The 25,665-nt window shown below is 72.1% G+C and carries 26 protein-coding genes and 1 pseudogene; 22 read left to right on the plus strand and 5 right to left on the minus strand.

Annotated elements, in window-relative coordinates; genetic code table 11:
- Positions 1–68 precede the first annotated feature (68 nt).
- Together AB0I71_RS20575 and AB0I71_RS20580 are read right to left on the minus strand one after the other, a co-directional pair.
- Positions 69–500, minus strand: a complete 432-nt coding sequence (locus AB0I71_RS20575) for a ferritin-like domain-containing protein (protein WP_357586886.1) — start codon at positions 498–500, stop codon at positions 69–71.
- A gap of 156 nt (positions 501–656) precedes the next feature.
- A complete protein-coding gene (locus AB0I71_RS20580) occupies positions 657–1,160 on the minus strand; it encodes a hypothetical protein (protein WP_357587048.1) in 504 nt (167 codons plus the stop codon).
- A gap of 168 nt (positions 1,161–1,328) precedes the next feature.
- Between AB0I71_RS20580 and rimP the strand changes: the two genes are divergently transcribed.
- The 10 genes and pseudogenes from rimP to AB0I71_RS20630 all read left to right on the plus strand — a co-directional run bounded on the left by rimP (position 1,329) and on the right by AB0I71_RS20630 (position 11,160).
- On the plus strand, positions 1,329–1,970 hold the full coding sequence (rimP, locus tag AB0I71_RS20585) for a ribosome maturation factor RimP (RefSeq protein WP_357586888.1): 642 nt from the start codon (positions 1,329–1,331) through the stop codon (positions 1,968–1,970).
- Positions 1,967–3,010 (plus strand): transcription termination factor NusA, encoded by a 1,044-nt coding sequence (gene nusA, locus AB0I71_RS20590; RefSeq protein ID WP_357586890.1) that lies wholly within the window; start codon positions 1,967–1,969, stop codon positions 3,008–3,010. The genes rimP and nusA overlap by 4 nt, the downstream gene beginning before the upstream one ends.
- Before the next feature lie 16 nt (positions 3,011–3,026).
- Positions 3,027–3,357: pseudogene (locus tag AB0I71_RS20595) on the plus strand (YlxR family protein).
- Between the two features lie 93 nt (positions 3,358–3,450).
- A complete protein-coding gene (infB, locus tag AB0I71_RS20600; protein WP_357586892.1) occupies positions 3,451–6,441 on the plus strand; it encodes a translation initiation factor IF-2 in 2,991 nt (996 codons plus the stop codon).
- Positions 6,442–6,532: 91 nt separating this feature from the next.
- Positions 6,533–6,826 (plus strand): DUF503 domain-containing protein, encoded by a 294-nt coding sequence (locus AB0I71_RS20605; RefSeq protein WP_357586894.1) that lies wholly within the window; start codon positions 6,533–6,535, stop codon positions 6,824–6,826.
- A 132-nt stretch (positions 6,827–6,958) separates the two neighbouring features.
- Positions 6,959–7,456, plus strand: coding sequence for a 30S ribosome-binding factor RbfA (rbfA, locus tag AB0I71_RS20610; RefSeq protein ID WP_357586896.1), 498 nt, complete (start codon positions 6,959–6,961; stop codon positions 7,454–7,456).
- 158 nt (positions 7,457–7,614) lie between these two features.
- Positions 7,615–8,610, plus strand: a complete 996-nt coding sequence (locus AB0I71_RS20615) for a bifunctional oligoribonuclease/PAP phosphatase NrnA (RefSeq protein WP_357587050.1) — start codon at positions 7,615–7,617, stop codon at positions 8,608–8,610.
- 63 nt (positions 8,611–8,673) lie between these two features.
- The gene (locus AB0I71_RS20620; RefSeq protein ID WP_357587052.1) at positions 8,674–9,081 is read left to right on the plus strand and encodes a hypothetical protein; all 408 of its coding nucleotides are present in this window, start codon (positions 8,674–8,676) and stop codon (positions 9,079–9,081) included.
- Positions 9,081–9,290: a DUF6186 family protein gene (locus AB0I71_RS20625; RefSeq protein WP_199172386.1), complete on the plus strand. Its 210-nt coding sequence runs from the start codon at positions 9,081–9,083 to the stop codon at positions 9,288–9,290. The genes AB0I71_RS20620 and AB0I71_RS20625 overlap by 1 nt, the downstream gene beginning before the upstream one ends.
- Positions 9,291–9,816: 526 nt before the next feature.
- Positions 9,817–11,160 carry an MATE family efflux transporter gene (locus AB0I71_RS20630; RefSeq protein ID WP_357586898.1) on the plus strand — a complete coding sequence of 448 codons (1,344 nt, stop codon included), beginning with the start codon at positions 9,817–9,819 and terminating at the stop codon, positions 11,158–11,160.
- Here the strand turns inward: AB0I71_RS20630 and AB0I71_RS20635 are convergent, their stop codons facing one another.
- Positions 11,161–11,481 carry a hypothetical protein gene (locus AB0I71_RS20635; RefSeq protein WP_357586900.1) on the minus strand — a complete coding sequence of 107 codons (321 nt, stop codon included), beginning with the start codon at positions 11,479–11,481 and terminating at the stop codon, positions 11,161–11,163.
- A 144-nt stretch (positions 11,482–11,625) separates the two neighbouring features.
- On the opposite strand from AB0I71_RS20635, the gene truB reads away from it, so the two are divergent.
- The 7 genes from truB to AB0I71_RS20670 all read left to right on the plus strand — a co-directional run bounded on the left by truB (position 11,626) and on the right by AB0I71_RS20670 (position 19,518).
- Complete coding sequence (gene truB, locus AB0I71_RS20640; protein WP_357586902.1) at positions 11,626–12,510, plus strand: tRNA pseudouridine(55) synthase TruB; 885 nt, start codon at positions 11,626–11,628, stop codon at positions 12,508–12,510.
- 59 nt (positions 12,511–12,569) lie between these two features.
- Positions 12,570–13,499: a bifunctional riboflavin kinase/FAD synthetase gene (locus tag AB0I71_RS20645; protein WP_357586904.1), complete on the plus strand. Its 930-nt coding sequence runs from the start codon at positions 12,570–12,572 to the stop codon at positions 13,497–13,499.
- 212 nt (positions 13,500–13,711) lie between these two features.
- On the plus strand, positions 13,712–13,981 hold the full coding sequence (gene rpsO / locus AB0I71_RS20650) for a 30S ribosomal protein S15 (protein WP_099847095.1): 270 nt from the start codon (positions 13,712–13,714) through the stop codon (positions 13,979–13,981).
- Positions 13,982–14,202: 221 nt separating this feature from the next.
- On the plus strand, positions 14,203–16,572 hold the full coding sequence (locus AB0I71_RS20655) for a polyribonucleotide nucleotidyltransferase (protein WP_357586906.1): 2,370 nt from the start codon (positions 14,203–14,205) through the stop codon (positions 16,570–16,572).
- A gap of 203 nt (positions 16,573–16,775) precedes the next feature.
- Positions 16,776–18,074 (plus strand): pitrilysin family protein, encoded by a 1,299-nt coding sequence (locus AB0I71_RS20660; RefSeq protein WP_357587055.1) that lies wholly within the window; start codon positions 16,776–16,778, stop codon positions 18,072–18,074.
- 130 nt (positions 18,075–18,204) lie between these two features.
- On the plus strand, positions 18,205–18,978 hold the full coding sequence (gene dapB / locus AB0I71_RS20665; protein WP_357586908.1) for a 4-hydroxy-tetrahydrodipicolinate reductase: 774 nt from the start codon (positions 18,205–18,207) through the stop codon (positions 18,976–18,978).
- 66 nt (positions 18,979–19,044) lie between these two features.
- A complete protein-coding gene (locus AB0I71_RS20670; RefSeq protein WP_357586910.1) occupies positions 19,045–19,518 on the plus strand; it encodes a GNAT family N-acetyltransferase in 474 nt (157 codons plus the stop codon).
- Between the two features lie 11 nt (positions 19,519–19,529).
- On the opposite strand, the gene AB0I71_RS20675 is transcribed toward AB0I71_RS20670, so the two are convergent.
- Positions 19,530–20,111: a GNAT family N-acetyltransferase gene (locus AB0I71_RS20675; RefSeq protein WP_357586912.1), complete on the minus strand. Its 582-nt coding sequence runs from the start codon at positions 20,109–20,111 to the stop codon at positions 19,530–19,532.
- Between the two features lie 35 nt (positions 20,112–20,146).
- Here AB0I71_RS20675 and AB0I71_RS20680 point away from each other — a divergent pair, with 35 nt between their 5' ends.
- The gene (locus AB0I71_RS20680; protein ID WP_357586914.1) at positions 20,147–21,436 is read left to right on the plus strand and encodes a glycosyltransferase family 87 protein; all 1,290 of its coding nucleotides are present in this window, start codon (positions 20,147–20,149) and stop codon (positions 21,434–21,436) included.
- On the opposite strand, the gene AB0I71_RS20685 is transcribed toward AB0I71_RS20680, so the two are convergent.
- On the minus strand, positions 21,332–21,886 hold the full coding sequence (locus AB0I71_RS20685) for a GNAT family N-acetyltransferase (protein ID WP_357586916.1): 555 nt from the start codon (positions 21,884–21,886) through the stop codon (positions 21,332–21,334). The two genes, AB0I71_RS20680 and AB0I71_RS20685, sit on opposite strands and share 105 nt — an antisense overlap.
- A 78-nt stretch (positions 21,887–21,964) precedes the next feature.
- Between AB0I71_RS20685 and AB0I71_RS20690 the strand changes: the two genes are divergently transcribed.
- The 4 genes from AB0I71_RS20690 (at position 21,965) to dapA (ending at position 25,644) form a co-directional block, all read left to right on the plus strand.
- Positions 21,965–23,194: a crosslink repair DNA glycosylase YcaQ family protein gene (locus AB0I71_RS20690; RefSeq protein ID WP_357586918.1), complete on the plus strand. Its 1,230-nt coding sequence runs from the start codon at positions 21,965–21,967 to the stop codon at positions 23,192–23,194.
- A 5-nt stretch (positions 23,195–23,199) separates the two neighbouring features.
- On the plus strand, positions 23,200–23,790 hold the full coding sequence (locus AB0I71_RS20695) for a DUF2752 domain-containing protein (protein WP_357586920.1): 591 nt from the start codon (positions 23,200–23,202) through the stop codon (positions 23,788–23,790).
- 105 nt (positions 23,791–23,895) lie between these two features.
- The gene (gene thyX, locus AB0I71_RS20700; RefSeq protein ID WP_357587057.1) at positions 23,896–24,639 is read left to right on the plus strand and encodes an FAD-dependent thymidylate synthase; all 744 of its coding nucleotides are present in this window, start codon (positions 23,896–23,898) and stop codon (positions 24,637–24,639) included.
- A 78-nt stretch (positions 24,640–24,717) separates the two neighbouring features.
- Complete coding sequence (gene dapA / locus AB0I71_RS20705) at positions 24,718–25,644, plus strand: 4-hydroxy-tetrahydrodipicolinate synthase (protein WP_357586922.1); 927 nt, start codon at positions 24,718–24,720, stop codon at positions 25,642–25,644.
- Positions 25,645–25,665 lie beyond the last annotated feature (21 nt).

Genomic DNA, 25,665 nt, shown 5'->3' on the forward strand with positions numbered 1-25,665 from the left:
CCTGGTATGCCGACCGCAACCGACGCGGGAGTGAGCTCGCCTACGCCAGACGAGTCGGTCGGCCCGGCTCAGGCGGGGCGGCCCGGGAACGGCACGGTCAACGGGGTGATGCCGGCGCTGCGGCGCCAGCGGGTCGCCCGCACCGCGTACTCCACCAGGGCGGCCAGGGCGCGATCCCGGTCGGCGCCGGTGCTGACCGGCAGCGCCGCCCGCCAGAAGGCCGCGGTGCGTTCCTCCACCTGCACGGCGAGCCGCAGTGCGCTGGCCCGGTCGGTCACCGGGAAGGGCAGCGCGTATCCGGCCCGATCCGGCGGGACCGTGCCACCGCCGGTGCTCAACTGCATCACCAGGGCGTCCCGGCGGGCCCGGTGTGCGGCTTCCGCGGCCACCGCGGCCTTGCGTTCGGCGTCGCTGAGCCGTACCCCGATGGGGCCGTAGGCCCAGATCGCCGCGTACTCGGCGGTCAGCGCGCCGGCCAGCGCCTCGGACGCTTCACTCATGACGCCACTCCGCTTCGCTGCGTGCCGTCATGAGGCACGGCCGCACTGAGTCTGATGATTCGCTCGCCACGCTCGCTCATGACGCCACTCCGCTTCGCTGCGTGCGGTCATGAGGCACGGCCGCACTGGGCCTGATGATTCGCTCGCCACGCTCGCTCATCGCAACGCCTCCAGGTGGGTGGCGCGTGCGGCGGCGACCGAGCCGAGCAGCGCGGCGCGCTCGGCGGGTGCCGCGGCGCAGGCCCGGATCGCCGACTCCCGGCCGGCGCGCTCGGACTGCCGTAGCGCGGCCAGCGCGGCGGTGCCGTCGACAGGCGGCGGGCCGGACGGGGTGGCCGTGGGCGTGGCGGAGGCGGTCGCGACGCCTGTCAGCCGGGCCAGTTCCGCGGCGTGCGCCTCGTGTGACTCGGCGAGTGGAAGCAACCTGTCGGCCAGGTCGGGATGCGCGGTGGCGGCGGACCGCAGCCCCGCGGCCAGCCGCAGCGACTCGTCCAGCAGCGGAGCGAGCGGATCGGGCTGCGGCGGTTGCTCGTCGCGGTCGAGCAGGCCACAACCGGTCAGCGGGGCGGCGGCACCGCCGAGCGCCAGCAGTGCGCCGGCCCGCAGTACCGCGCGTCGGGAAAGCTCGGACGATTCGTCCTGCCGAGTCGTTCTGCCCATCGCCACCGGACAAGTCAACACCATCCCCGTGACGCGTGTCCGGCGGTGGCGTCGGTGCGCCGCTCGGGCCGTCGTCCCGGCGGCGCGTTACGCTCTGCGCAGCCACCGGCGCGTCCGCACCGGTGGCGTGCCGGCATGGCGTCGGCGAGCAGCGGAAGGGTTCTTCGGATGACGCAGCGTGGCCGTGCCACCAGGACGACGGGGCGACCCCGCGGTGGCCAGGCTGCACGCGCGGGTCAGGCCCCCCGCGGTGACCTCGCCGCCCGTCGCGAACGGCTGCGCTCGGTGATCGCGCCGGTGGTGCAGGAAGCCGGCTACGACCTGGAGGACCTCACCGTCTCCCGAGCCGGCCGCCGGCACGTGGTGCGCGTGATCGTCGACGCCGATGGCGGCATCAACCTGGACGCGGTGGCCGACGTGTCGCGTGCCGTCTCCACCGCGCTGGACGCGGCGGAGGAGAGCGGCGGCGACATCGTCGCGGGGGAATACCAGCTCGAGGTCAGTTCGCCGGGCGTGGACCGCCCGTTGACGCTGCCCCGGCACTGGCGTCGCAACGTGGGGCGCCTGGTCCGGGTGACCGTTCGCGGTGCGACGCCGTCCGGTCAGCCCGGGGGCGACCGGCAGATCACCGGCCGGGTGGTCGACGCCGACGCCGAGCGGGTGGTGCTGGAAACCGATGCGGACCGCGCGGAGTGGGCCTACGGCGACCTCGGGCCGGGTCGGGTGCAGGTCGAGTTCACCCGCCTCGACGAACTGGCCGAATCAGAAGACGTCGACGACGATGACGATGTGGAGGACGAGGAGAGGTGAACATCGACCTCGCGGCGCTGCGCGCACTGGAGCGCGAGCGGGAGATCCCGTTCGACACGATCCTCGCGGCGATCGAGACCGCGCTGCTGACCGCGTACCGGCACACCGAGGGCGCCGAGCCACACGCCCGGGTGGAGATCGACCGGAAGACCGGCGCGGCACTTGTCTACGCCCAGGAGCTGGGCACCGAGGGCACCGTGGAGCGGGAGTGGGACGACACCCCGCACGACTTCGGCCGGATCGCGGCCATGACCGCCAAGCAGGTGATCCTCCAGCGGCTGCGGGAGGCTACCGACGAGGTGCACTTCGGTGAGTACGTCGGCCGCGACGGCGACCTGGTAACCGGGGTGGTTCAGGCCCACGAGGCACGGGCCGAGAAGGGCATCGTCACCGTCGACCTGGGCAAGCTGGAGGGTGTGCTGCCGCAGTCGGAGCAGGTGCCCGGCGAGCGGTACACCCACGGCGAGCGGATCCGCTGCGTGGTGGTGCACGTGGCCAAGGGAATGCGGGGCCCGCAGATCACGCTGTCCCGGACACATCCGAACCTGGTGAAGAAGCTTTTCGCCCTGGAGGTGCCGGAGATAGCCGACGGCACTGTCGAGATCGGCGCGATCGCCCGTGAGGCGGGTCACCGTACGAAGATCGCGGTGCGTTCCACGGCGGCCGGGGTCAACGCCAAGGGCGCCTGCATCGGTCCGATGGGCCAGCGGGTCCGCGCGGTGATGAGCGAACTGCACGGTGAGAAGATCGACATCATCGACTGGTCGGACGACCCGGCGACCTTCGTCGGTAACGCGCTCTCCCCGGCCAAGGCGCTGCGCGTCGAGGTGGTCGACCTGGCAAACCGGGCCGCGCGGGTGACGGTTCCGGATTTCCAGCTCTCGCTCGCGATCGGGCGGGAAGGGCAGAATGCCCGGCTTGCTGCCCGACTGACCGGTTGGCGGATCGACATTCGCTCCGACGCCGAACAAACCGGTCCCGCCGGCCGGCCCGGTGCTGATCACGTCCGGGAACCGGGCGGAGCGGTGTCGGGTAGCTAGGGGTAGACTTCCACCAGTGGCACGACGCGCGCTGCCGGAGCGCACCTGTGTGGGTTGCCGACGGCGTGCACCGGCCAGTGAACTGCTGCGGATCGTCGCGGTTGGCGACGAGGCTGGTTTCAGCCTCCGACCCGATCCGGCCCGCAGGCTGCCGGGTCGGGGAGCGAACATGCACCCGGATCCGGCCTGCTTCGCGCAGGCAGTGCGGCGTCGTGCCTTCGGGCGCGCGCTGCGCGTCGCCGGGGTCCCGGATGACGGGACCCTCGCGGAGTACCTGACGCGTCAACCACCACGTCCGGTCACCCGACCGGACGAGGGCCGCTAGCAAGGTAGGACGACCGACATGAGCACACGATGAAGTCCCAGAAATGATCAGGCTTCAAGTGCACGAGTGAGGTCGCTGCGGGTGCTGCCCGCACGACCTCGGAGTGAGGAGTGCAGTGGCAGGTAAGGCCCGCGTACACGAGCTTGCAAAAGAGCTCGGGGTCGAAAGCAAGACCGTACTCGCCAAGCTCAAGGAGATGGGCGAGTTCGTCAAGTCCGCGTCGAGCACCGTCGAGGCGCCTGTCGCCCGACGGCTGCGTAGCGCCTTCGTCGCCTCGGGTGGCCCCGGTGCCCCGTCGGCCGCGCCGTCGGCCGCACCGGCTCCGACGGCGGCACCGACCCCGTCGCCGACCTCCGGCGAGCCTCGGGTCACCGCCAAGCCGACGCCGCCACGGCGTCCGGCGGTGCCCGGGCCGAAGCCGAAGGGCCCGGTGCCCGGTCCGCCGCCAGCGGCGGCCCCGGTCGCCAAGCCGGCGAGTGCTCACGACATCGAGGTGGCCGCCGCCGAGGCGCGTGCCGCCGCGCTGAAGGCTGAGCAGGAGGCCGCGGTCAAGGCCGCACAGGCCGCCCGTCAGCAGCAGCGGGAGAACGTCCGCCGGGAGCCACCGGCCGACGGTGGTGCCCGTCCGGGTCCGGGTCCCCGACCCGGTCCTGGCACCATGCCGCCCCGCCCGGGTTCTCCGGCCGCGGGTCGTCCCGGTGCGACAAATCCGGGTCCGGGTGGCCGGCAGGGTCGCCCGCCGGCGCGCGGCGCCGGTAACAACCCCTTCGGTATCCAGGGCAGCCAGCAGCAGCGGCCACCGGCCGCCGGTGCCGGTGGTTCCCGTCCCAGCCCGGCTTCGATGCCGCCGCGTCCCAGCCCGGCGTCGATGCCGCCGCGGCCGAGCCCGGCGTCGATGCCGAGCCAGCGTCCGGGTCGTCCGGGCGGTCCGGGTGCCGGTCGTCCCGGTGGGGGCGCCGGTCGTCCGGGTGGTGGTGGCGGCGGTGGCGGTGGCTACCGTGGCGGTCCCGGTGGTGGCGGCGGTGGCGGTGGCTACCGTGGCGGTCCCGGTGGTGGCGGCGGTGGCGGTGGCTACCGTGGCGGTCCCGGCGGAGGTGCCGGTGGCGGTGGATTCCGTCCGGGTGCGCCGGCCGGTGGCGGCGGTCGCCCGGGTGGCGGCGGCCGTGGCCGGGGCGGTGGCGCCGCGGGTGCCTTCGGCCGTCCGGGTGGCAAGCCCACTCGTGGCCGCAAGTCCAAGAAGCAGCGCAGACAGGAGTTCGACAACCTGTCGGCCCCGACCATGAGCTCGGGTGCTCCCCGGGGTCAGGGGCAGACGGTACGTCTCTCCCGTGGCGCCTCGCTGTCGGACTTCGCCGACAAGATCAACGCCAACCCGGGTTCGCTGGTCCAGGAGATGTTCAACCTGGGCGAGATGGTCACCGCGACCCAGTCGTGCTCCGACGACACGCTGCTGCTGCTGGGTGAGCACCTCGGCTTCACCGTGCAGATCGTCAGCCCGGAGGACGAGGATCGCGAGCTGCTCGCGCAGTTCAACATCGACCTCGACGCCGAGGTCGCGGAGGACCGCCTGGTCAGCCGGGCGCCGGTGGTGACCGTCATGGGTCACGTCGACCACGGTAAGACCAAGCTGCTCGACGCGATCCGCAAGGCGAACGTCGTCGCCGGTGAGGCCGGAGGCATCACCCAGCACATCGGTGCCTACCAGGTCCACGTGCCGCACGAGGGCGAGGACCGCGCGGTGACCTTCATCGACACCCCGGGTCACGAGGCGTTCACCGCCATGCGTGCCCGTGGTGCCCAGGTGACGGACATCGTGATCCTGGTGGTGGCGGCCGATGACGGTGTCATGCCGCAGACCATCGAGGCGTTGAACCACGCCAAGGCGGCCGAGGTGCCGATCGTGGTCGCGGTCAACAAGGTCGACAAGCCGGAGGCGAACCCGGACAAGGTCCGCCAGCAGCTGACCGAGTACGGCCTGGTCGCCGAGGAGTACGGCGGCGACACCATGTTCGTCAACGTGGCCGCGAAGCCCGGCATCGGCATCGAGGATCTGCTCGAAGCGGTGCTGCTCACCGCCGACGCGTCGCTGGAGCTGACCGCTCCGATCGACGGGCCGGCGCAGGGTGTGGCCATCGAGGCGCACCTGGACAAGGGTCGTGGTGCGGTGGCGACGGTGCTGGTGCAGAAGGGCACCCTGCGGGCGGGCGACTCGATCGTCGCCGGTGGGGCGCACGGCCGGGTCCGGGCGATGCTCGACGAGAACGGCAACCAGGTCACCGAGGCGGGTCCGGCGCGTCCGGTCATGGTCCTCGGTCTGACCGCGGTGCCGGGGGCCGGCGACACCTTCCTCGCTGCGGCGGACGACCGCACGGTGCGGCAGATCGCCGAGCAACGGCAGGCACGCCGGCGGGCGGCGGCATTCGCCAACTCCCGTGGCCGGGCCACCCTTGAGACGCTCATGGAGCAGCTCAAGGAGGGCGAGAAGACGTCGCTCAACCTCATCCTCAAGGGTGACGTCTCCGGTTCGGTGGAGGCCCTGGAGGACGCGCTGTTCAACCTCGACATCCCCGAGGAGGTCCAGCTCAAGGTCCTCGACCGGGGCGTCGGCGCGATCACCGAGAGCAACGTCATGCTCGCGAGCGCGTCGTCCGAGCCGGTCACGATCATCGGCTTCAACGTGCGGGCCTCCAACAAGGTTCGCGAGATGGCCGACCGCGAGGGCGTGGAGATCCGGTACTACACCGTCATCTACCAGGCCATCGAGGAGATCGAGGCGGCGCTCAAGGGCCTGCTCAAGCCGGAGTACGAGGAGGTCGAGCTCGGCACCGCGGAGATCCGCGACGTGTTCCGCTCGTCCAAGATCGGCAACATCTCCGGTTGCATCGTCCGGTCGGGTGTCATCCGACGGAACGCGAAGGCGCGCCTGCTGCGCGACGGCACGGTCGTGGCGGACAACCTCACGATCAGCTCGCTCAAGCGGTTCAAGGACGACGCGACGGAGGTCCGCGAGGGCTTCGAGTGCGGTCTGACCCTGGGTGGTTACAACAACGTCCAGGTCGGCGACGTGATCGAGACCTTCGAGATGCGGGAGAAGGTTCGCGCCTGATCCTGCGGTGACGCACTGATCAAGGGGTTTACGCCGGTCGGCGTAAACCCCTTGATCATGTGGGGTGGGGTGCGGGTAGTGTCCCCAGACGATGTACACCGCAACCGCAGTATTCGACCTGCTGCTGCCGGGGGACTCCCGGTCGCTGAAGGCCAAGAGGTCGTACGTACGGCCGATCGTCGCGGCACTTCGCCGGTTCGACGTGTCGGCCGCCGAGGTGGGGGCGCTCGACCTGCACGGGCGAGCGGAGATAGGAGTGGCGGTGGTGGCCGCCGAGGCGGCACACGCCCGCGAGGTGCTCGACACGTGCGAGCGACTGGTCGCGAGCCGTCCGGAGGTCGAACTGCTGTCGGTACGCCGCCGGTTGCACGGCGGCGACGACTGAGCCGTTGGCCGCCGCCCCGCACGCCGGGGAGGACGGCGCGGGTAGGGTTCGAGTGTTGGGGTCGGTCCGGACTCCGGTGACGCCGGCGTCACCGGTCCCGGCCCGTAGCGGGACGCCGTGGAGGTGGCGGAGATGACGGATGCGGCCAAGGTACGCCGGCACGCGGAGCGGGTGCGCGAACTGGTCGCGTCGGTGGTGCGGAGTCAGATCAAGGACCCTCGACTCGGCATGATCACGATCACCGACGCCCGGATCACGGCCGACCTGCGTGACGCCACGGTCTTCTACACCGTGCTCGGTGACGCGGCGGCCCAGGCGGGCACCGCCGCCGCGCTGGACAGCGCCAAGGGCATGCTGCGCAGCACGGTCGGCAAGGCTCTCGGGCTGCGTCACTCGCCGACGTTGACCTTCGTTCTGGACGACGTTCAGGATCAGGTCAAGCACATTGACGACCTGCTCGCCGCGGCCCGCAACGCCGATGCCGAGGTGCAGCGCCTGGCCGCCCGGGCCGAGTACGCCGGTGAGGCACAGCCGTACCGCCTGGACGAGGACGAGACCGACGAGGACGAGACCGCCGAGTCGGACACCGACGAGAACGTCGACGACGCCCGGGGCGGGGAACGGCGGTGACCGCTCCCTCCGGTGGTGCCCTCACCGAGTCGGACCCGGCCGTGCTGCGGCAGTCCGGCCTCGGCCGGTCCGCTCCGGCGGGCTCCGCCGGCACAGCGGCCCCGACCGGCGGCGCGTCGGTCTCCGCCGGTCCGACCGAGGCCGACTGGGCCGCAGCGGTGGCAGCGGTACGCCAGCTTCCCGCTGACGGCCGGGTGCTGCTGATCTGTCACGTGAACCCGGACGGCGACGCACTGGGCAGCATGCTCGGCTTCGCGCTCGGGCTGCGGCGGCTCGGCGTCGGCCGGTTGCAGGCCACCTTCCCCGGTCCGCCGGAGGTGCCCGAGCCGCTGCGCGGTCTGCCGGGTCTGGAGCTGCTGGTGCCGGAGGCGGAGGCGGAACCGGAGCCGGACCTGATCATCTGCTTCGACGCGGCGAGTGAGTCGCGGCTCGGCGAGCTGGCCGACCGGTTGACGGGGACGGGCACCGCGCTGGTGCTCGACCACCACGCCTCGAACAGCGGCTTCGGTGACGTGAACCTGGTCGACCCGGCCGCGGCGGCGACCTCGGTGCTCGCCGAGCAGCTGCTGGACCGGCTCGGCGTGCCGCTGGACGCCGGCATCGCCGAGTGCCTGTACGTGGCGCTGAGCACCGACACCGGCTCGTTCCGGTTCGACGCGACCACACCGGCCGTGCATGAGATGGCGGCCCGGCTGCTGGCCACCGGGATCCGACCTGGTGACATCTCGCGGCGGGTGTTCGACAGTCGCCCGTTCGGCGCGGTGCGGCTCTTCGGTGAGGTGCTCGGACGGGCCCGGCTGGAGCCCGAGGAGGCCGGCGGGCAGGGCCTGGTCTGGACGTACGCGACCCTGGACGACCTGGCCCGCCACGAGCAGCGGCCGTACGTGCTGGAGGCACTCATCGACCCGGTGCGCTGCACCGCCGAGGCCGACGTGAGTTGTGTGATCAAGCAGACCGCCCCGGGCGTGTGGGCGGTCTCCCTGCGCAGCAAGGGCGCGACCGACGTGAGTCGGGTGGCGGTGGCGCTGGGTGGCGGCGGTCACCGACTGGCCGCCGGGTTCACCGGCCGTGGCACTGTGGACGAGGTCGTCGAGCGGATCCGGACGCAGTTGCGGGCGTACACCCCGGAGAGCGGCACCGGCCAGCAGGGGTGATTTCAGGGTCACCTCCGGGGCGTCGGCGCTTTCGCACCTGGACAGGACGGGGAGAATCGGATGATGGAGCAGCCCCACGATCTCACCGTCGACGCCCCTCGCACCTGGGAGCGGCCGGTCGTCTGCGTACCGGTGCTGGTCGCCCTCTCACTGGTCGGCGGCCGCTTCCCGTCCTTCTCGACCGAGGCCAACGTCTATGTGTTCGGTGCCGGCGGGATGCTGATCTGGCTCGGCCTGACCAAGCGGGTGCAGGCTCGTCCGGCACCGGAGCGATTGAGACCCGGCGCGGTGTGGTGGGCGCTGCCGGTGGTGGTCTTCGGGATCTTCGAGGGCGCCACCTTCTTCGCGGCGGCCGGTGACGATTTCCCCACCTTCTCCCGGCTGGCCGATCCGCTGCTGGAGGATCGCCTGGTCCGTTCGGCGGCCTGGCTGGTGTGGCTGTCGGCGTTCTGGGGACTGGTGCGGCGATGATGCGGGCCTTGGCGATCGGCGGGTTCCTGGTCGGGTTGGCGCTGTTCGGGCTCGTGGAGTGGCTGGCCCGCCGGGAGGGCTCGAAGATTCCGACGCTCGGCGAACTCTGCGGTTACGTCATGCGGTACGAGGTGGGTCCGGTGCCGGTGGGCCGGATCGGGCTGTTCGGCTTCTGGTGGTGGATCGGCTGGCACTTCCTGGCGCGTTGACCGGAGCCGACCTGTCCAGATCGCGGGAACAGCGCGCACCATGTGGACCTGAACGATAACTTGGGAAACGGTCGGCGCCGCTTCGGCGCAGGTCAGGGGGCGGAGCCATACCCGGTGCCGCCTCGTTCCAGGGTCGACCGACCCGGGCCACCAGGCCGCCCATCCGCCGCTCCGGCGACCCCGGAAGCGGCTCCGGGCGACAGTCGTAGCACCGCCCGTGACGCGCCGCCACGCTCGGTGACGCGTGCCCTGGAAGGAATCCACCATGGCCGCCAAGCCCAAGCCCGAAACCACCGACGAGGCCCGTGAGCAGGCCCGTCGCGCCCTGCAGACCTCCATGGACACCCGTCAGTGACGGTGTCCGACCGGCGGTGACGCCGAGCCGTCCACGCGTACGGCGTCACCGCCGGTCCAGTCGTCCTCCCGTGCCGCCGGGTTGGACCGGCACCGTGCCCGGGTGACGTTCGCCGGGTAAGTGGTGCACCACCTTGCTCCCCTTACGTCTCACGTGCCACCATCGGCGGCGATGAGCCAGTCCACCGTCGCCACCGGCCGGGTCGCGTCGCCGCGCCGGATCGCCGCGCTCGCCCTGCCCGCCCTGGTGGTGCTCGCCGCCGAACCCCTCTACGTGCTCGTCGACACCGCGGTCGTCGGCCATCTGGGCCGGGTGCCGCTGGCTGCGGTGGCCGTCGGCGGGACCGTGATGACCCTCACCGCCTGGCTGGGGACCGTGGTCGCGTACGGCACGACCGGCCGCGCCGCCCGCCGATTCGGTGCCGGAGACCGGGCCGCCGCGGTGGCCGAGGGCGTTCAGGCGTCCTGGTCGGCCCTCGGCGTGGGGCTGGCGGTCGTGGTCGGCATGCAGCTCGGCGGAGGTGCCCTGGCAGGTGCCCTGGCCGGCGGCGGTGAGGTGGCCGTCGCTGCCGCCGAGTGGCTGCGGATCGCCGCGTTCGGTGCCCCCGGGCTGCTGCTCGCCGCCGCCGGGAACGGCTGGCTGCGGGGTGTGCAGGACACCCGCCGGCCGTTGCTCTTCGTGGTCGGCCCCAACCTGCTCTCCGCGGTGCTCTGCCCGGTGCTGGTCTACCCGGTCGGCATGGGGCTGAACGGCTCGGCGGTGGCGAACGTGATCGCGCAGACCCTCTCCGGTGCCCTCTTCGCCGCCGCCCTGGTGGCCGAGCGGGTGGCGCTGCGCCCGCGCCCCCGGGTCATCGGCCAGCAACTGGTGCTCAGCCGGGACCTGCTGATCCGGGGGGTGGCCTTTCAGGCCAGCTTCCTGTCCGCCACCGCCGTGGCCGCCCGGTTCGGTGCCGCCACGGTCGGTGCCCACCAGATCGCCGTACAGCTCTGGTTCTTCGCGGCGCTGGTGCTCGACGCGCTGGCCATCGCCGCGCAGGCGCTGGTCGGGGCGGCGCTCGGCGGCGGTGACGACGCGACGGCCCGGGCACTGGCCCGCCGGATCGGCCGGCTCGGCGCGATCTGCGGTACGGCCTTCGCCGTGCTCGCGGCGGCCGGCGCCGGCGTGGTGCCCACCTGGTTCAGCTCCGATCAGGCGGTACACGAGCAGGCGCTGGTGGCCTGGCCCTGGTTCGCCGCGATGCTGCCGCTGGCCGGAGTGGTGTTCGCCCTCGACGGCGTGCTGATCGGCGCGGGCGACATCCGCTATCTGCGCAACCTCACCGTGGCCGGCGCGCTCGGCGGCTTCCTGCCGGCGATCTGGCTGGCGTACGCCCTTGATCTGGGCCTCGGTGGCATCTGGGCCGGGCTGATGCTGTTCACCGTGATCCGTCTGGTCGGGCTGCTGCTGCGGCTGCGCGGCGGTGCCTGGGCGGTGACCGGCGCGGTCCGTGGCGAGGGACGCGTCGCGGCCTGATCAGACCTGGCTGTAGAGCCCGTAGATGAGGAGCACCAGGGCCAGGCTCGCCACGAAGGAGACGAGCATGGCGATGACCTTCACGGTGTTCGGGTAGCGGTCGCGCAGGCGCTGTCGTCCCTGCCAGGACCACCAGCGACGTCGGACGGCCCCGGCGCCGGGCAGGGCGGCCACGCCCTCGGCGATCCGGACGCCGAGCGTGCGCCGCGGTGGCGGTGGATCCAGCATCCAGTCCGGCAGGACGGTGGGCTGGTCGGGCGTACGCAGGCGGACCGGATCGCCGGGCCGGCGCGTTCGATCTGGACCTCGGTCGGTGGCCATCTCATGCTCCCCGTGGTCTGCTGGCGCGGCGCTCACCGTCGCCGATGCGTCCATCGTGTCAAAGGCATCCCAGCCCGGACATCCCGTTTTCGGCGGCCTGTCCGGTGCTCGGGCCCCTCGGTGGGTCTGGCAGGCTTGCACGTCGTGAGCACAGACGGCCTGATCGTGGTGGACAAGCCCGGCGGAATGACCTCGCACGACGTGGTGGCCCGGATCCGCCGGCTGGCCCGGACCCGGCGCGTCGGTCACGGTGGCACGCTCGACCCGATGGCCACCGGGGTGCTGGTGATCGGGGTGGGCCGGGCCACCAGGTTGCTGACGTACGTGATCGGCGCGGACAAGAGCTACACGGCGACCATCCGGCTCGGTCAGGCCACCGTCACCGACGACGCGGAGGGTGACGTGATCGCCACCGCACCCGCCGGGACGCTCACCGACGAGGCGGTTCGGGATGCTCTGGCGGGGCTGACCGGGGAGATCGACCAGGTGCCGAGCGCGGTGAGCGCTATCAAGATCAATGGGCAGCGGGCGTACAAGCGGGTCCGTGAGGGGGAGAGCGTCGACCTGCCGGCTCGGCGGGTCACCGTGTCCCGGCTCGACGTGCTGGCGATCCGGCGTGATCGGCCGGACGTGGTCGACGTCGACGTGGACGTGGCCTGCTCGACCGGGACGTACATCCGGGCGATCGCCCGGGACGCGGGCCTGGCACTGGGGGTCGGCGGCCACCTGACCGCCCTGCGTCGTACCGCCGTGGGCGGGTTCACCCTGGCGGAGGCCGTCACCCTCGACGAGCTGGAGCGCCGTGCGCCGGATGTGGTGGGTCTGCCGCTCGCGGTCGCGGCCGAGCGGTTCTTCTCCCGCCGGGACGCCACCGCCGAGGAGGCGAAGGTGCTCTCCCACGGTGGTCCGCTCGACCCGGTCGGCCACGCCGGGCCGTACGCGGTCTTCGATCCGGCCGGCGGGCTGATCGCTATCGTCAGCGAGCGGGCCGGCCGGGCCCGTGCGGAAATCGTGCTCGCCCCGGCCTGACGCCGGGTGCCGGACGGCCGACCGTCGACGGTCGGGGCGAACGACAGCGGAGGAGCAGCATGCAGCGGTGGCGGGGGTACGACGCGGCGCCCGGTGGCTGGGGACGGTCGGTCGTCACCATCGGCGTCTTCGACGGCGTGCACAAGGGGCACCAGGCGACGATCGGGCACGCCGTGGCCCGCGCCGGTGAACTCGGCGTGCAGTCGGTGGTGGTCACCTTCGATCCGCATCCGGCCGAGGTCGTGCGACCCGGCTCCCACCCGGCGGTGCTGACCGAGCCCGCCCGCAAGGCGGAACTGATCGAGGCCCTCGGTGCGGACGTGCTCTGTGTGATCCCGTTCACACCCGAGGTCTCCCGGTTGCCGGCCGAGGCGTTCGTGCACGACGTACTGGTCGAGCACCTGCACGCCGCGCTCGTGGTGGTGGGCGACAACTTCCGGTTCGGCCACCGGGCCGCCGGTGACGTGGCGCTGCTGGAGCGGCTCGGCCGTACGTTCGGCTTCGCCGTCGAAGGGGCTCCGCTGGTGGCCGAGTCCGGCACGGTTTTCTCCTCGACGTACATCCGGTCCTGCGTGGACGCGGGTGACGTGACCGCGGCGGCCGACGCGCTGGGCCGCCCGCACCGGCTGGAGGGTGTGGTCGTCCGTGGTGACCAGCGCGGGCGTGAACTCGGCTTCCCGACCGCGAACCTGCTCTGCCACCGGTACGCCGCGGTCCCGGCCGACGGCGTCTACGCCGCCCGGATGGTCCGTCGGGGCCGGCGGGAGCCGCTGGCCGCCGCGGTGTCGATCGGCACGAACCCGACCTTCTCCGGCCGGGAGCGCCGGGTCGAGGCGTACGCCCTGGACTTCGACGGCGACCTCTACGGCGAGCGGCTGGCGCTGGACTTCGTGGCGCACCTGCGCGGGCAGGCCCGCTTCGACGCGATCGAGCCGCTGATCGCCCAGATCGCCCAGGACGTCGAGCGGACCCGCCGCGTGCTGGGCTGACCGTCACCCACCCGCCCGACCGGTCACCGACCCGCCCGTGGCCCTTGACCGGCCGCTTCGGGCGGGTGCTGGTAGGCTGACCGAGACGTCGGCTGACCGACGTGGGGCCTCGCCTGCCTGCTCGACGCCGCGGGTGCGAGGACCATCCGTCGCCGGTGCCGTAGCCCGGTCCGACGGACAGCATCGAGACAACCCATCAGAACAGGGAGAACATGGCGCTCGACCAGCAGTCCAAGGCCAAGATCCGCGAGGAGTACGCGACCGCAGAGGGTGACACCGGGTCGCCCGAGGTGCAGGTCGCGGTCCTCACCAAGCGGATCGCCGATCTCACCGAGCACCTGAAGGTGCACAAGCACGACCACCACAGCCGCCGAGGGCTGCTGCTGCTGGTCGGCCGTCGCCGCCGGTTGCTCAACTACGTCCAGAAGAAGGACATCAACCGCTACCGGTCGCTCATCGAGCGGCTCGGCCTGCGCCGGTGACGTGACGGGGGAGTGGCCCACCAGGTCACTCCCCCGTCGGCGTCCCATCCGAGAAACGGGCCACGACCACCCAGACAAGGGAGCGTCGGCGTACCGGTCTCCGGTAGTGGCCTCCGGGCACCCTGGCATCCCGCCGGCGGTCCCGGGCGCTTCGATCGAAGACCGGCCGTCCGTACGGCTCCCGCGTCGTGGCCCCCGATGCGAAGGAGCATTGAAACAGCATGACCGAGACCAAACTCGGCACCGAAACCCGCACCGCCGTGATCGACAACGGGTCGTTCGGCACCCGTGAGATCACCTTCTCCACCGGCCGGCTGGCCCGACAGGCCGCCGGGTCCGTCACGGCCCAGCTCGGCGAGACCGTCGTCCTCTCCGCCACCACCGCCGGCAAGCAGCCGAAGGAGCAGTTCGACTTCTTCCCGCTGACCGTCGACGTGGAGGAGCGGATGTACGCCGCGGGCCGGATCCCCGGCTCGTTCTTCCGTCGCGAGGGCCGGCCCAGCGAGGACGCCATCCTCACCTGCCGCCTGATCGACCGGCCGCTGCGCCCGTCGTTCGTCAAGGGCCTGCGCAACGAGGTCCAGGTCGTCGAGACGATCCTCGCGCTCGACCCGCAGCACCCGTACGACGTCGTCGCGATCAACGCCGCGTCGATGTCGACAAAGCTGTCCGGCCTGCCGTTCTCCGGCCCGATCGGGGCCACCCGGATGGCCCACGTGGACGGCCAGTGGGTCGCCTTCCCGACCCACGAGGAGTTGGCCCGGGCGACCTTCGACATGGTGGTTGCCGGCCGGGCGCTGCCCGACGGCGACGTCGCGATCATGATGGTCGAGGCGGAGGCCACCGAGCACACCGTGAAGCTGGTCGCCGGCGGGGCACCCGCCCCGACCGAGGAGGTCGTGGCCAGCGGCCTGGAGGCCGCCAAGCCCGCCATTCGCGAGCTGTGCCGGGCGCAGAGCGAGCTGGCCGAGGTCGCCGCCAAGCCGGTCGCGGAGTTCCCGGTCTTCCTGGACTACCAGGACGACGCGTACGACGCGGTCGCCGAGCTGGCCCGCGCCGACGTCGCCGAGGCCCTGCAGATCGCCGGCAAGGCGGACCGCGAGGAGGCCCTGGACGCGATCAAGCTGCGCCTGCACGAGGAACTCGGCTCCCGCTTCGAGGGCCGGGAGAAGGAACTCTCCGCGGCGTTCCGCTCGCTGACCAAGTCCGAGGTGCGCAGCCGGGTGCTGCGCGAGCAGGTCCGCATCGACGGCCGGGGTCCGCGCGACATCCGCCCGCTGAGCGCCGAGGTGGGCGTGCTGCCCCGGGTGCACGGCTCGGCGCTGTTCGAGCGCGGTGAGACCCAGATCCTCGGCGTCACCACGCTCAACATGCTCCGGATGGAGCAGGCGCTGGACACCCTCTCCCCGGAGAAGTCCAAGCGCTACATGCACAACTACAACTTCCCGCCGTACTCCACGGGTGAGACCGGCCGGGTCGGCTCGCCGAAGCGCCGCGAGATCGGGCACGGCGCTCTCGCGGAGCGGGCGCTGATCCCGGTGCTGCCCTCGCGCGAGGAGTTCCCGTACGCCATCCGGCAGGTCTCCGAGGCGCTCGGCTCCAACGGTTCCACCTCGATGGGCTCGGTCTGCGCCTCGACGCTGGGCCTGCTCAGCGCCGGTGTGCCGCTGAAGGCGCCGGTCGCCGGCATCGCCATGGGCCTGATCTCCGACGAGGTCGACGGCAAGACCCAGTACGTGACGCTCACCGACATCCTCGGTGCCGAGGACGCCTTCGGTGACATGGACTTCAAGGTCGCCGGTACCCGCGACTTCGTCACCGCGCTCCAGCTCGACACCAAGCTCGACGGCATCCCGTCGGACGTGCTGGCCGCCGCGCTTCAGCAGGCTCACGAGGCTCGGCAGACCATCCTCGACGTGATGCAGCGGGCGATCGAGGCTCCGGCCGAGATGTCCGACTACGCGCCGCGGGTCACCACGGTCAAGATCCCGGTTGACAAGATCGGCATGGTGATCGGCCCGAAGGGCCAGACCATCAACGCCATCCAGGACGAGACCGGCGCCGAGATCTCCATCGAGGACGACGGCACCATCTACGTCGGCGCGACGAACGGTCCGTCGGCGCAGGCCGCTGTCGAGCGGATCAACGCGATCGCCAACCCGACGCTGCCGAAGGTCGGCGACCGGTTCCTCGGCACGGTGGTGAAGACCGCTCCGTTCGGCGCGTTCGTCTCGCTGCTGCCCGGCCGCGACGGCCTGCTGCACATCTCCAAGGTGGGCGACGGCAAGCGGGTCGAGAAGGTCGAGGACTTCCTCAACGTCGGTGACCGGGTCGAGGTAGAGATCGCGGACATCGACCAGCGAGGCAAGATCTACCTGGACAAGGTCCGTCCGGAGGGCGCCGAGGCGCCGGCTCCGGCCGAGGCGGACGGCGAGCGGCCGGCCGGCCGTGACCGGGGTGGCGACCGGGGCCCGCGAGACCGGGGCGACCGGGAGCGCGGTGGCGACCGCGGCGGTCGTGGCCCCGAGCGTGGCGAGGGCGGCGAGGGTGGCGGCGACAACCGTCCCCGGCGCCGTACCCGGCACAGCTGACACATGAACCGCTGACCGGCCGGGCGACACCGTCGCCCGGCCGGTTCGTCAACTCAACCACCCCCTCGTCGTACTGGAAGCAGGTTGCCGTGAGCCGCACCCGGCGTTCGTCTCTCCCCGCGATCACAGCCGGGGTGACACCGCCCGGTGCCGGCCGGCACGCCACCGCTACCGCTCGGGCCGCCGGTGGGTCGACCCGGGCGGTGACCCGGACACTGAGTGACGATCCGCTGGGCGGCACGGTGCGTCGCACGGTGCTGCCGAACGGCCTGCGCGTACTGACCGAGGCGATTCCGGCGATGCGCAGCGTCTCGTTCGGCATCTGGGTGGCGGTCGGCTCGCGGGACGAGACCGGCCCGCAGGCCGGTGCCGCCCACTTCCTGGAGCACCTGCTGTTCAAGGGCACCCACAAGCGGAACGCGCTGGAGATCTCCTCGGCGATCGAGGCGGTGGGTGGGGAAACCAACGCCTTCACCACGAAGGAGTACACCTGCTACTACGCCCGGGTGCTGGACGAGGATCTGCCCCTGGCCATCGACGTCATGTGCGACCTGGTCGCCGACTCGGTGCTGGAGCCGGCCGACGTGGAGACCGAGCGCGGCGTGATCCTCGAAGAGATCGCCATGCACGACGACGAACCCGGCGACGAGGTACACGACCTGTTCGCCCAGGCCGTCTACGGTGACCATCCGCTGGGCCGACTGATCTCCGGCACCGCCGACACCGTCACCCCGATGACCCGGCGGCAGATCCAGAGCTTCTACCGGCGACGTTACGTCGCACCGCAGATCGTCATCGCCGCCGCCGGCAACCTCGACCACACCGCCGTGGTGCGGCTGGTCCGCCAGGCGCTGCGGGGCACTCCGCTGGACACCGACCCGGCGGTGCCAGCTCCGCACCGACCGGCCACGCCTGCCGTACGCACCCGGGCCGCCTCCACAGTGGTCGAGGAGAAGGAGACCGAGCAGGCGCACGTCGTGCTGGGCTGCCCGGGCATCGACCGGCTCGACGAGCGCCGCTTCGCCCTCGGCGTGCTCAACAACGTGCTCGGCGGTGGCATGTCCAGCCGGCTGTTCCAGGAGATCCGTGAGCGTCGTGGCCTCGCCTACTCCGTCTACTCGTACGCCAGCCAGTACGCCGACAGCGGCCTGTTCGGCGTCTACGCCGGCTGCGCACCGGGCCGGGTCGACGAGGTGCTGGAGCTGACCCGTGCCGAGTTGGCCCGTACCGCCGCGCACGGCGTCACCGAGGCGGAACTGGCCCGGGGCAAGGGGATGAGCAAGGGTTCGTTCGTGCTCGGCCTGGAGGACACCGGTTCCCGGATGAGCCGGCTGGCCAAGGGTGAGCTGCTCTACGGGGACCTGGTGCCGGTCAACGAGTTGCTGGACCGGGTCGACGCGGTGACCCTCGACGACGTCAACTCCCTCGCCGCCGAGCTGCTGAGCCGGCCGATGTCCCTCGCGGTCGTCGGTCCGTTCGCCGGCCGGCAGTTCACCGGCTGATCAAGCCGCAGGACGCGCCCTGAGCGGAGCGGGAGCGTTCCGGCGGCGGTCCGCCCCGGGTGGACCCGCCCACCCGGAACACAGTGGATCACGCGACGCGACCCCTTCTCGTTGGGATAGGTTGTGCCGCGTGACTGACGAGCAGGAGAAGGGCACGCCCGGGTCGATCAAGGTCGGCGTGCTGGGTGCCGGTGGCCGGATGGGTGCCGAGGTGTGCCGGGCCGTCGAGGCGGCCACCGACATGAAACTGGTGGCGACCGTCGACCAGGACGACTGGCTGGTCAACGCGGCCGAGGCCGGGGCGGAGGTGCTCGTCGACTTCACCACCCCCGACGTCGTGATGGACAACCTGCACTGGTGCATCGACCAGGGGATCCACGCGGTGGTCGGCACCAGCGGCTTCACCGAGCAGCGGATCGAGAAGGTACGCGGCTGGTTGGCCGACCGCCCCGACGTGGGCGTCGTGATCGCCCCCAACTTCGGTCTCGGCGCGGTGCTGATGATGCAGTTCGCCGCCCGCGCCGCCCGCTACTTCGAGTCGGTCGAGATCATCGAGCAGCACCATCCGCGCAAGCTCGACGCGCCCAGCGGTACCGCCATGCACACCGCGCGCCTGGTCGCGGCGGCCCGCGCCGAGGCCGGCCTCGGTCCGGTGCCGGACGCCACGAAGGACGAGATGGGCGGTGCCCGCGGCGCCGACGTCGACGGGGTACGCGTGCACGCCGTGCGGGCCACCGGACTCGTCGCCCACCAGGAGGTGCTCTTCGGCACCACCGGCGAGACGCTCACCATCCGGCACGACTCGTACGACCGGGTCTCGTTCATGCCCGGCGTGCTGCTCGCGGTACGCGCGGTGCGGAACCGGCCCGGCCTGACCCTCGGCCTGGACGCCCTGCTCGACTGAGCGCGGGTGAAGGGCCAGGCCCGAAATGACGTCGACCCGCCACCGGGGCGGCCATAGGCTGCCCCGGTGATCGACTCTGGCCTGACCGACCGCCGCGGACGCCGGATCACCCTGCGCCCGGTGGACGACGACAACTGGCGAGCGGTCGCCGACGTGGCCCCGCGGGACGACCAGCGCGACTGGGTGCCCGCGCTGGCCGCCCGGTACCTGCTGCTGACCCAGCGTTCCGAGGTGTGGAACTCCCTGGCCGTCTATGCCGACGACACGGTGGTCGGTCACATCATGTGGGGCGTCGACGAGGACGACTCGCGCTGGATCGGTGGCATGCTCATCGACGCGGCGCAGCAGGGCGGCGGTGTCGGTCGGGCGGTGGTCCGGACCCTCTGCGACTGGTTGACCGTCCAGGGTCACCCGGTGCGCCTGTCGTACCACCCGGAGAACACCTCGGCGGCGCGGCTGTACACCAGTCTCGGCTTCGCGCCCACCGGTGCCTGGGAGGACGACGAGCTGGTCGCGGAGCTGACCGTTCAGCGGGGCTGACGCCGGCCCGCTCAGCCGGCCTGGGGCGGTTCGGTGGGTACGGCGACGTGCAGGCGTAGCTGGGGGACCAGCATGTCGTCGACGTCCAGCGCGCGGCCCGCACCGTCGGGCTCCCAGCCAGCGGTGGTGAGGAACTTCCGGGACGCCTGGTCGCCCTCGAACACCCACGCCACGGCCCGGTCGAAGCCGGACTCCCGCCACAGGTCGACGCTGGCGGCGAGCAGCCGGGAGCCGTGCCCGCGCCGACCCCATCGGGGCTCGACAAGCAGGTCGGTCACGGCCACCACGTCCGCGCCGAGCGCGTCGGCCGGTTCGTTCGGGGCCAGCGCCTCGGCGTCGGCCGGACCGGAGGCGGCGAAGCCCACCAGATACGATTGCTCGGCCTGTTCGACGGCGACCAGCACCCGGTGGGTGTCGCCGGGTGGCTGGCGCACCGAGGCGTCCCAGCGCTCGGCCAGCGACGCCTCGTCGAGGCCGTCCAGCACGTCCCGGGGCAGCAGCCGCCGGTAGGCGACCCGCCAGGTCGCGAGCTGGATGCGGGCGATCTCGGCGGCGTCCTCCGGACGCGCCGGGCGGACGTACCCGAGACTCATGGCACGACAGCCTACGCAGGGCGAGGGAGGCGACGGTGGCGCAGGGTGCCAGGCGGACGGTCGGACAGGTCGCCGCGGTGATCGTGCTCGCCGTCGCGGTCGCCGGTTTCCTGTCCGTGGCGGCTGTCCGGCACGGCTTCTTCGACCTGCACGTCTACCGGGGCGCCCTGGTCTGGTGGGTGCACGACGGCGGGGAGATCTACGACTACCTCAAGCCCGGCACCCAGTACGGCTTCACGTACCCACCGTTCGCCGCCCTGGTGATGCTGCCGATGGCGTACCTGTCCTGGCACGCGGCGATCGTGGTGAGCGTGGCCGCCGGCGTGGTGACCAGCGCGGTGCTGATCTGGTGGCTGCTGGATCCGGTGTCCCGACGCGCCGGCTGGACCCGCTGGTTCGCCTTCGCGGTGGCGCTGTGCCTGGTCGCCGCCTTCGAACCGATGCGCGAGACCATCAACTTCGGCCAGGTCAACACGCTGCTGCTCTTCCTGGTCGCGGTGGACCTGCTCCGACTGCTGCCGCGCGGCAGCAACTGGGCCGGGATCGGCATCGGCCTGGCCACCGCGATCAAGCTCACTCCGGGCATCTTCATCGTCTACCTGCTGGTGACCCGACGGTGGCGCGCGGCGGTGACCGCGTCGGGCGCCGCGACCGCCGCGACCGTAGTGGCCGCAGCGCTGTTCCCGGACGCCTCGCGGGAGTTCTGGACCAGCGCGCTGTGGAACACCGGGCGGGTCGGTGAGCTGGCCTTCGTCTCCAACCAGTCGCTGCGTGGCGTGGTGGCCCGGCTCGACCCGCAGAGTCCCAGCACGCTGGCCTGGCTGCTGCTGGTCGCCGTGACGCTGGTGCTCTGGGCGTGGCGGTGCCGGGTCGCCGCGTCCGTGGGTGACGAGGCCACCGGACTGGCCCTGACCGGCGCGGTGATGTGCCTGGTCAGCCCGGTCACCTGGGTACATCACCTGGTCTGGCTGCTGCCGGGCCTGCTGCTCCTGCTGGACCGGGGCATGGCCGCGCCGCCGGGCGGTCGCCGACGCCGGGTCCTGCTGGCCTGCGTGAGCATCGGGTACGCGTTCCTGATCAGCCGGATCGTCTGGGCGTGGGAGGAGGACTTCTCCGGCCTCGACGGTTTCCTGTTCGGCAACACCTACGTCTGGATCAGCCTGGCGCTGTTGGCCTTCCTGCCGGTGCGCAGCCCGGGCGGACCGCGGTCGCCGTCGGGTTCAGTCGCCGTCGAGCCGGCCGGTGTACCGCAGCTCGACCAGCCCGATCGCCGGTCGCCCGCCGGACAACGGCACCGGATAGGTCGACCGCTCACCGTCCGGTGACAACCCGGCCCGCTCGTAGAACCGGCGGGCCCGGTCGTTGTCCGCGAGCACCCAGAGCCGGTACTCCGCCCAGCCCAGTTGCCGCAGGCCCGCCCGCGCCGCCGCGAACAGGTTCCGAGCGGTGCCGTCACCCCAGTGGGCGGGCATGACGTAGAGGCTCACCACCTCGCCGTACGCCGGGTCGAGGTCGCCACGGTCCTGGTTGTTGCGGTACGGCCCGAAGGTGGTGAACCCGACGGGCGTGCCGTTCTCCTCGGCCAGCAGCGTGGTGAAGGGGTGGTCCGGGTCCGCGGTGCCCAGGGCCCGACGGCGCTGCGCCCAGGCGATCGGGTTGAGCCGGTTCAGCACCTCGTCCGGCATGATCCCGGCGTAGCCGGCCTGCCAGCCACGTACGTGCACCCGGGCGACCGCCTCGGCGTCGTCGGGCTCCTCGCGGCGGATGCAGGGCATGGAAGTAGTTCTAGGCGGCCCGGGGCGGCAGGTCCAGCGTCCGCACCGATGTCGTACGCCTGTCGTAGCCTGCCTGCGATGGCCGCACCGGAATCGCTCTCGCTCGCCCAGGCCCGCCGCGTCGCGTTGGCCGCTCAGGGCTTCGCCGATCCGGCGCCCACCGGGGCGCCAACCCGCCGGCACCTGCGTCGGGTGCTCGACCGGGTCGGGTTGATCCAGATGGACTCGGTGAACGTGCTGCAACGCGCGCACTACCTGCCGCTCTACAGCCGGCTCGGGCCCTACCCGACCACCCTGCTCGACTCCGCCGCCTACCGCCGTCCCCGGGAGCTGTTCGAATACTGGGGCCACGAGGCGTCGCTGGTGCCGGTCGCCCTGCATCCGGCGCTGCGCTGGCGGATGGCCGGGGCGCGTACCGACGCCTGGGGTGGGATGCGCCGCATCGCCGCCGAGCAGCCCGCCCTGGTCGCCTGGGTACGCGACGAGGTGGCCGCCCGAGGGCCGTTGACCGTGGCCGAGATCGAGCACGACGCGCCTCGCCAGACCGGCAACTGGGGGTGGAACTGGTCGGCGGTGAAACAGGCCCTGGAGTACCTCTTCTGGGCCGGTGAGGTGTGCGCGGCACAGCGCACCACCTCGTTCGCCCGCCGCTACGACCTGCCGGAACGGGTGCTGCCGGCGGAGGTGCTGGACGCGCCGACGCCGACCGACGCGGAGGCGTACCGCACCCTGGTGGGCATCGCGGCCCGGTCGCTCGGGGTGGCCGCGGAGCTGGAGCTGCGGGACTACTTCCGGCTGCCGGTGGCTGGCGCGCGGCAGGCCATCGCCGAGCTGGTCGAGGCGGGGGAGTTGCGACCGGTCACCGTGCCGGGCTGGCGGCAGCCGACCTGGTTGCACGCCGAGGCCCGGCTACCCCGCTGGGTGCGCGGCAACGGGCTGGTGAGTCCCTTCGATCCACTGGTCTGGGAACGCGCCCGCACCGAGCGGCTGTTCGGTTTCAGCTACCGCATCGAGATCTACGTGCCCGCTCCGCAACGCGTGTACGGCTACTACGTGCTGCCGTTCCGGCAGGGTGAACGCTTCACCGCCCGGGTCGACCTGAAGGCGGACCGCAAGGCCGGGGTGCTGCTGGTGCCGGCCGCCTGGGCCGAGCCGGGTGTCGACCCGGGGGAGACGGCTGTCGCCCTCGCCGCGGAGCTGTACCGTCTGGCCGGCTGGCTCGGCCTGGACGCGGTGGCGCCACCCGCCGCCGGTGACCTCGCGGCTCCGCTGGCCGCCGCGTTGGTGGGCGTGGCCGGTGTACGGTGAGGCTCGTGACGAGCGTTGACCGATCGGACGCTGCTCAGCCGCACCCGCACGCCGATCCGGAAACCAGCCATCCGCACGGCGGCCCGGCGGCTGGCGCACCGCAGGGCGACTGGCCGGCCGGTTATCCGGGCGGCTATCCGGTGGTCGAGTCCGACCGGTTCACCCGGTTCGTGCAACGGGCCCACGCCCGCACGCCGCGCTGGGTGGTGCCGTTGGCCGCGGTCGGCTGTGTCGCCGCCGGCATCGGCTACACGCTGCTCAGCGACCCCACCCGCTCGGCGCCAGACGCCCTGCCGACCTGCCTGCTCAAGCTGACCACCGGGCTGGACTGTCCGGGTTGTGGCGGCACCCGCGCCCTCTGGTACGTGCTGCACGCCGATCTGCCGGCCGCGGCCCGGCACCACTTCCTCTTCGTCTTCGCGCTGCCCTTCCTGGCGTACCTCTTCGTCGCCTGGGCCGGCCGGCAGGCGTTCGGCTGGCGGCTGCCCGAGCTGCGGATCGGCCCGAAGCTGATCGGTGGATTCCTCGCCGCCTGGCTCGCCTTCTCGGTGATCCGCAACCTCCCCTGGCCACCTTTCACCGCCCTCTACGTGTAGTGGCCCGAGGGCGGTGGGTGGCGTCGCTGTGACATACCGCCGTCATGGCGCATCCGCCGCCCGGCGTCCGCCCGTCGGTCCGCTACAGTCCCAGGAATGCCGGAGATGGTGCAGCCCCAGGTCAAGCTGATCGCGTGGACCCACTTCGATCCGCCGGAGGACGTTCCGTGGTCGACCGATGCCGACGGGGGGCAGGCGCTGGCGGAGTTCGCCGGGCGGGCCTGCTACCAGAGTTGGAAGAAGCCGAATCCGGCGACGGCCACGAACGCCGGCTACCTGGCGCACATTCTGGAGGTCGGTCACCTCTCGGTGCTGGAGCACGGCTCGGTGAGCTTCTACTTCACCGGCGTGTCCCGCTCGTTCACCCATGAGCTGATCCGGCACCGGCACTTCTCGTACTCGCAACTGTCGCAGCGGTACGTGCCGGAGCGGGACGCCGCGATGGTGGAGCCGACGGTGATCGCCGAGGACCCGGAACTGCACAAGCGGTTCGTCGAGGCCGCCGAGGCGAGCGTACGGGCCTACAACGACCTGCTGGAGGGGCTGGAACGTCGCTTCGCCGACGTGACAAACCCGACGTTGCGCCGCAAGCAGGCCCGCCAGGCGGCCCGGGCGGTGCTGCCGAACGCCACCGAGACCCGCATCGTGGTGACGGGCAACTACCGGGCCTGGCGGCACTTCATCGGGATGCGTGCCACCGAGCACGCCGACGTGGAGATCCGTGAGCTGGCGGTGGAGTGCCTCCGACAGCTGCAGCGGGTCGCGCCGAACGTCTTCGCCGACTTCACCATCTCGACGCTGCCCGACGGCACGGAGGTGGCGCAGAGCCCGCACGCCCAGGCATCCTGACCGGTGTCGGGCCGCCCGCCCGGGGGTGGTGAGCCCTTCCCCGGTGGCCGGCCGTCGGCCGTCCGATAGGTTGTCACCATGACGCACGACCACCTCGACGCTCCGGTCCGAACGGCCTCCCGCCCGTTCGGCCGGGTGCTCACGGCCATGGTGACCCCGTTCACCGCCGACGGGGCGCTCGACCTCGACGGCGCGGCGCGGCTGGCTGATCATCTGGTCACGGAGCAGGGCAACGACGCGTTGGTGGTCAACGGCACCACCGGTGAGTCACCGACCACCACCGACGCGGAGAAGGAGAGCCTGATCCGGGCCGTGGTGGAGGCGGTCGGTGACCGGGCCCGGGTGGTGGCGGGGGTCGGCACCAACGACACCCGGCACACCATCGAGCTGGCGACCTCGGCGGAGAAGGCCGGTGCGCACGGGCTGCTGGTGGTCACGCCGTACTACAACAAGCCGCCGCAGACCGGCCTGCTGCGCCACTTCACCGCGGTGGCCGACGCCACCGGGCTGCCGGTGATGCTCTACGACATCCCGCACCGCTCCGGGGTGGCGATCGAGACCGAGACCCTGGTCCAGCTCGCCGAGCACGGCCGGATCGTCGCGGTGAAGGACGCCAAGGGCGACCTGACGGCGACGAGCTGGGTGACCAGCCGGGCGGAGCTGGCGTACTACAGCGGCGAGGACTCGCTCACTCTGCCCGCCCTGGCCGTCGGCTGCGTCGGTGTGGTGGGCACCTCCACGCACTTCACCGGCGCCGAGACCAAGCGGATGATCGAGGCGTACGACACGGGGGACACGGCAACCGCACTGGCGCTGCACCGTAGCCTGCTGCCGCTGTTCACGGGGATCTTCCGTACCCAGGGCGTGATCCTGGTCAAGGCCGGCCTGACGGTGCAGGGCCTGCCGGGCGGGCCGGTCCGACCGCCGTTGGTGGACGCCACCGACGGCGAGATCGCTCAGCTGCGCGCCGACTGCGCGGCGGCGGGCCTGCCGCTCCCTGAATGATCAAACGACACGACGGACGCC

The organism is Micromonospora sp. NPDC049891 (genome assembly GCF_040660295.1).
Classification (GTDB): Bacteria; Actinomycetota; Actinomycetes; order Mycobacteriales; family Micromonosporaceae; genus Micromonospora.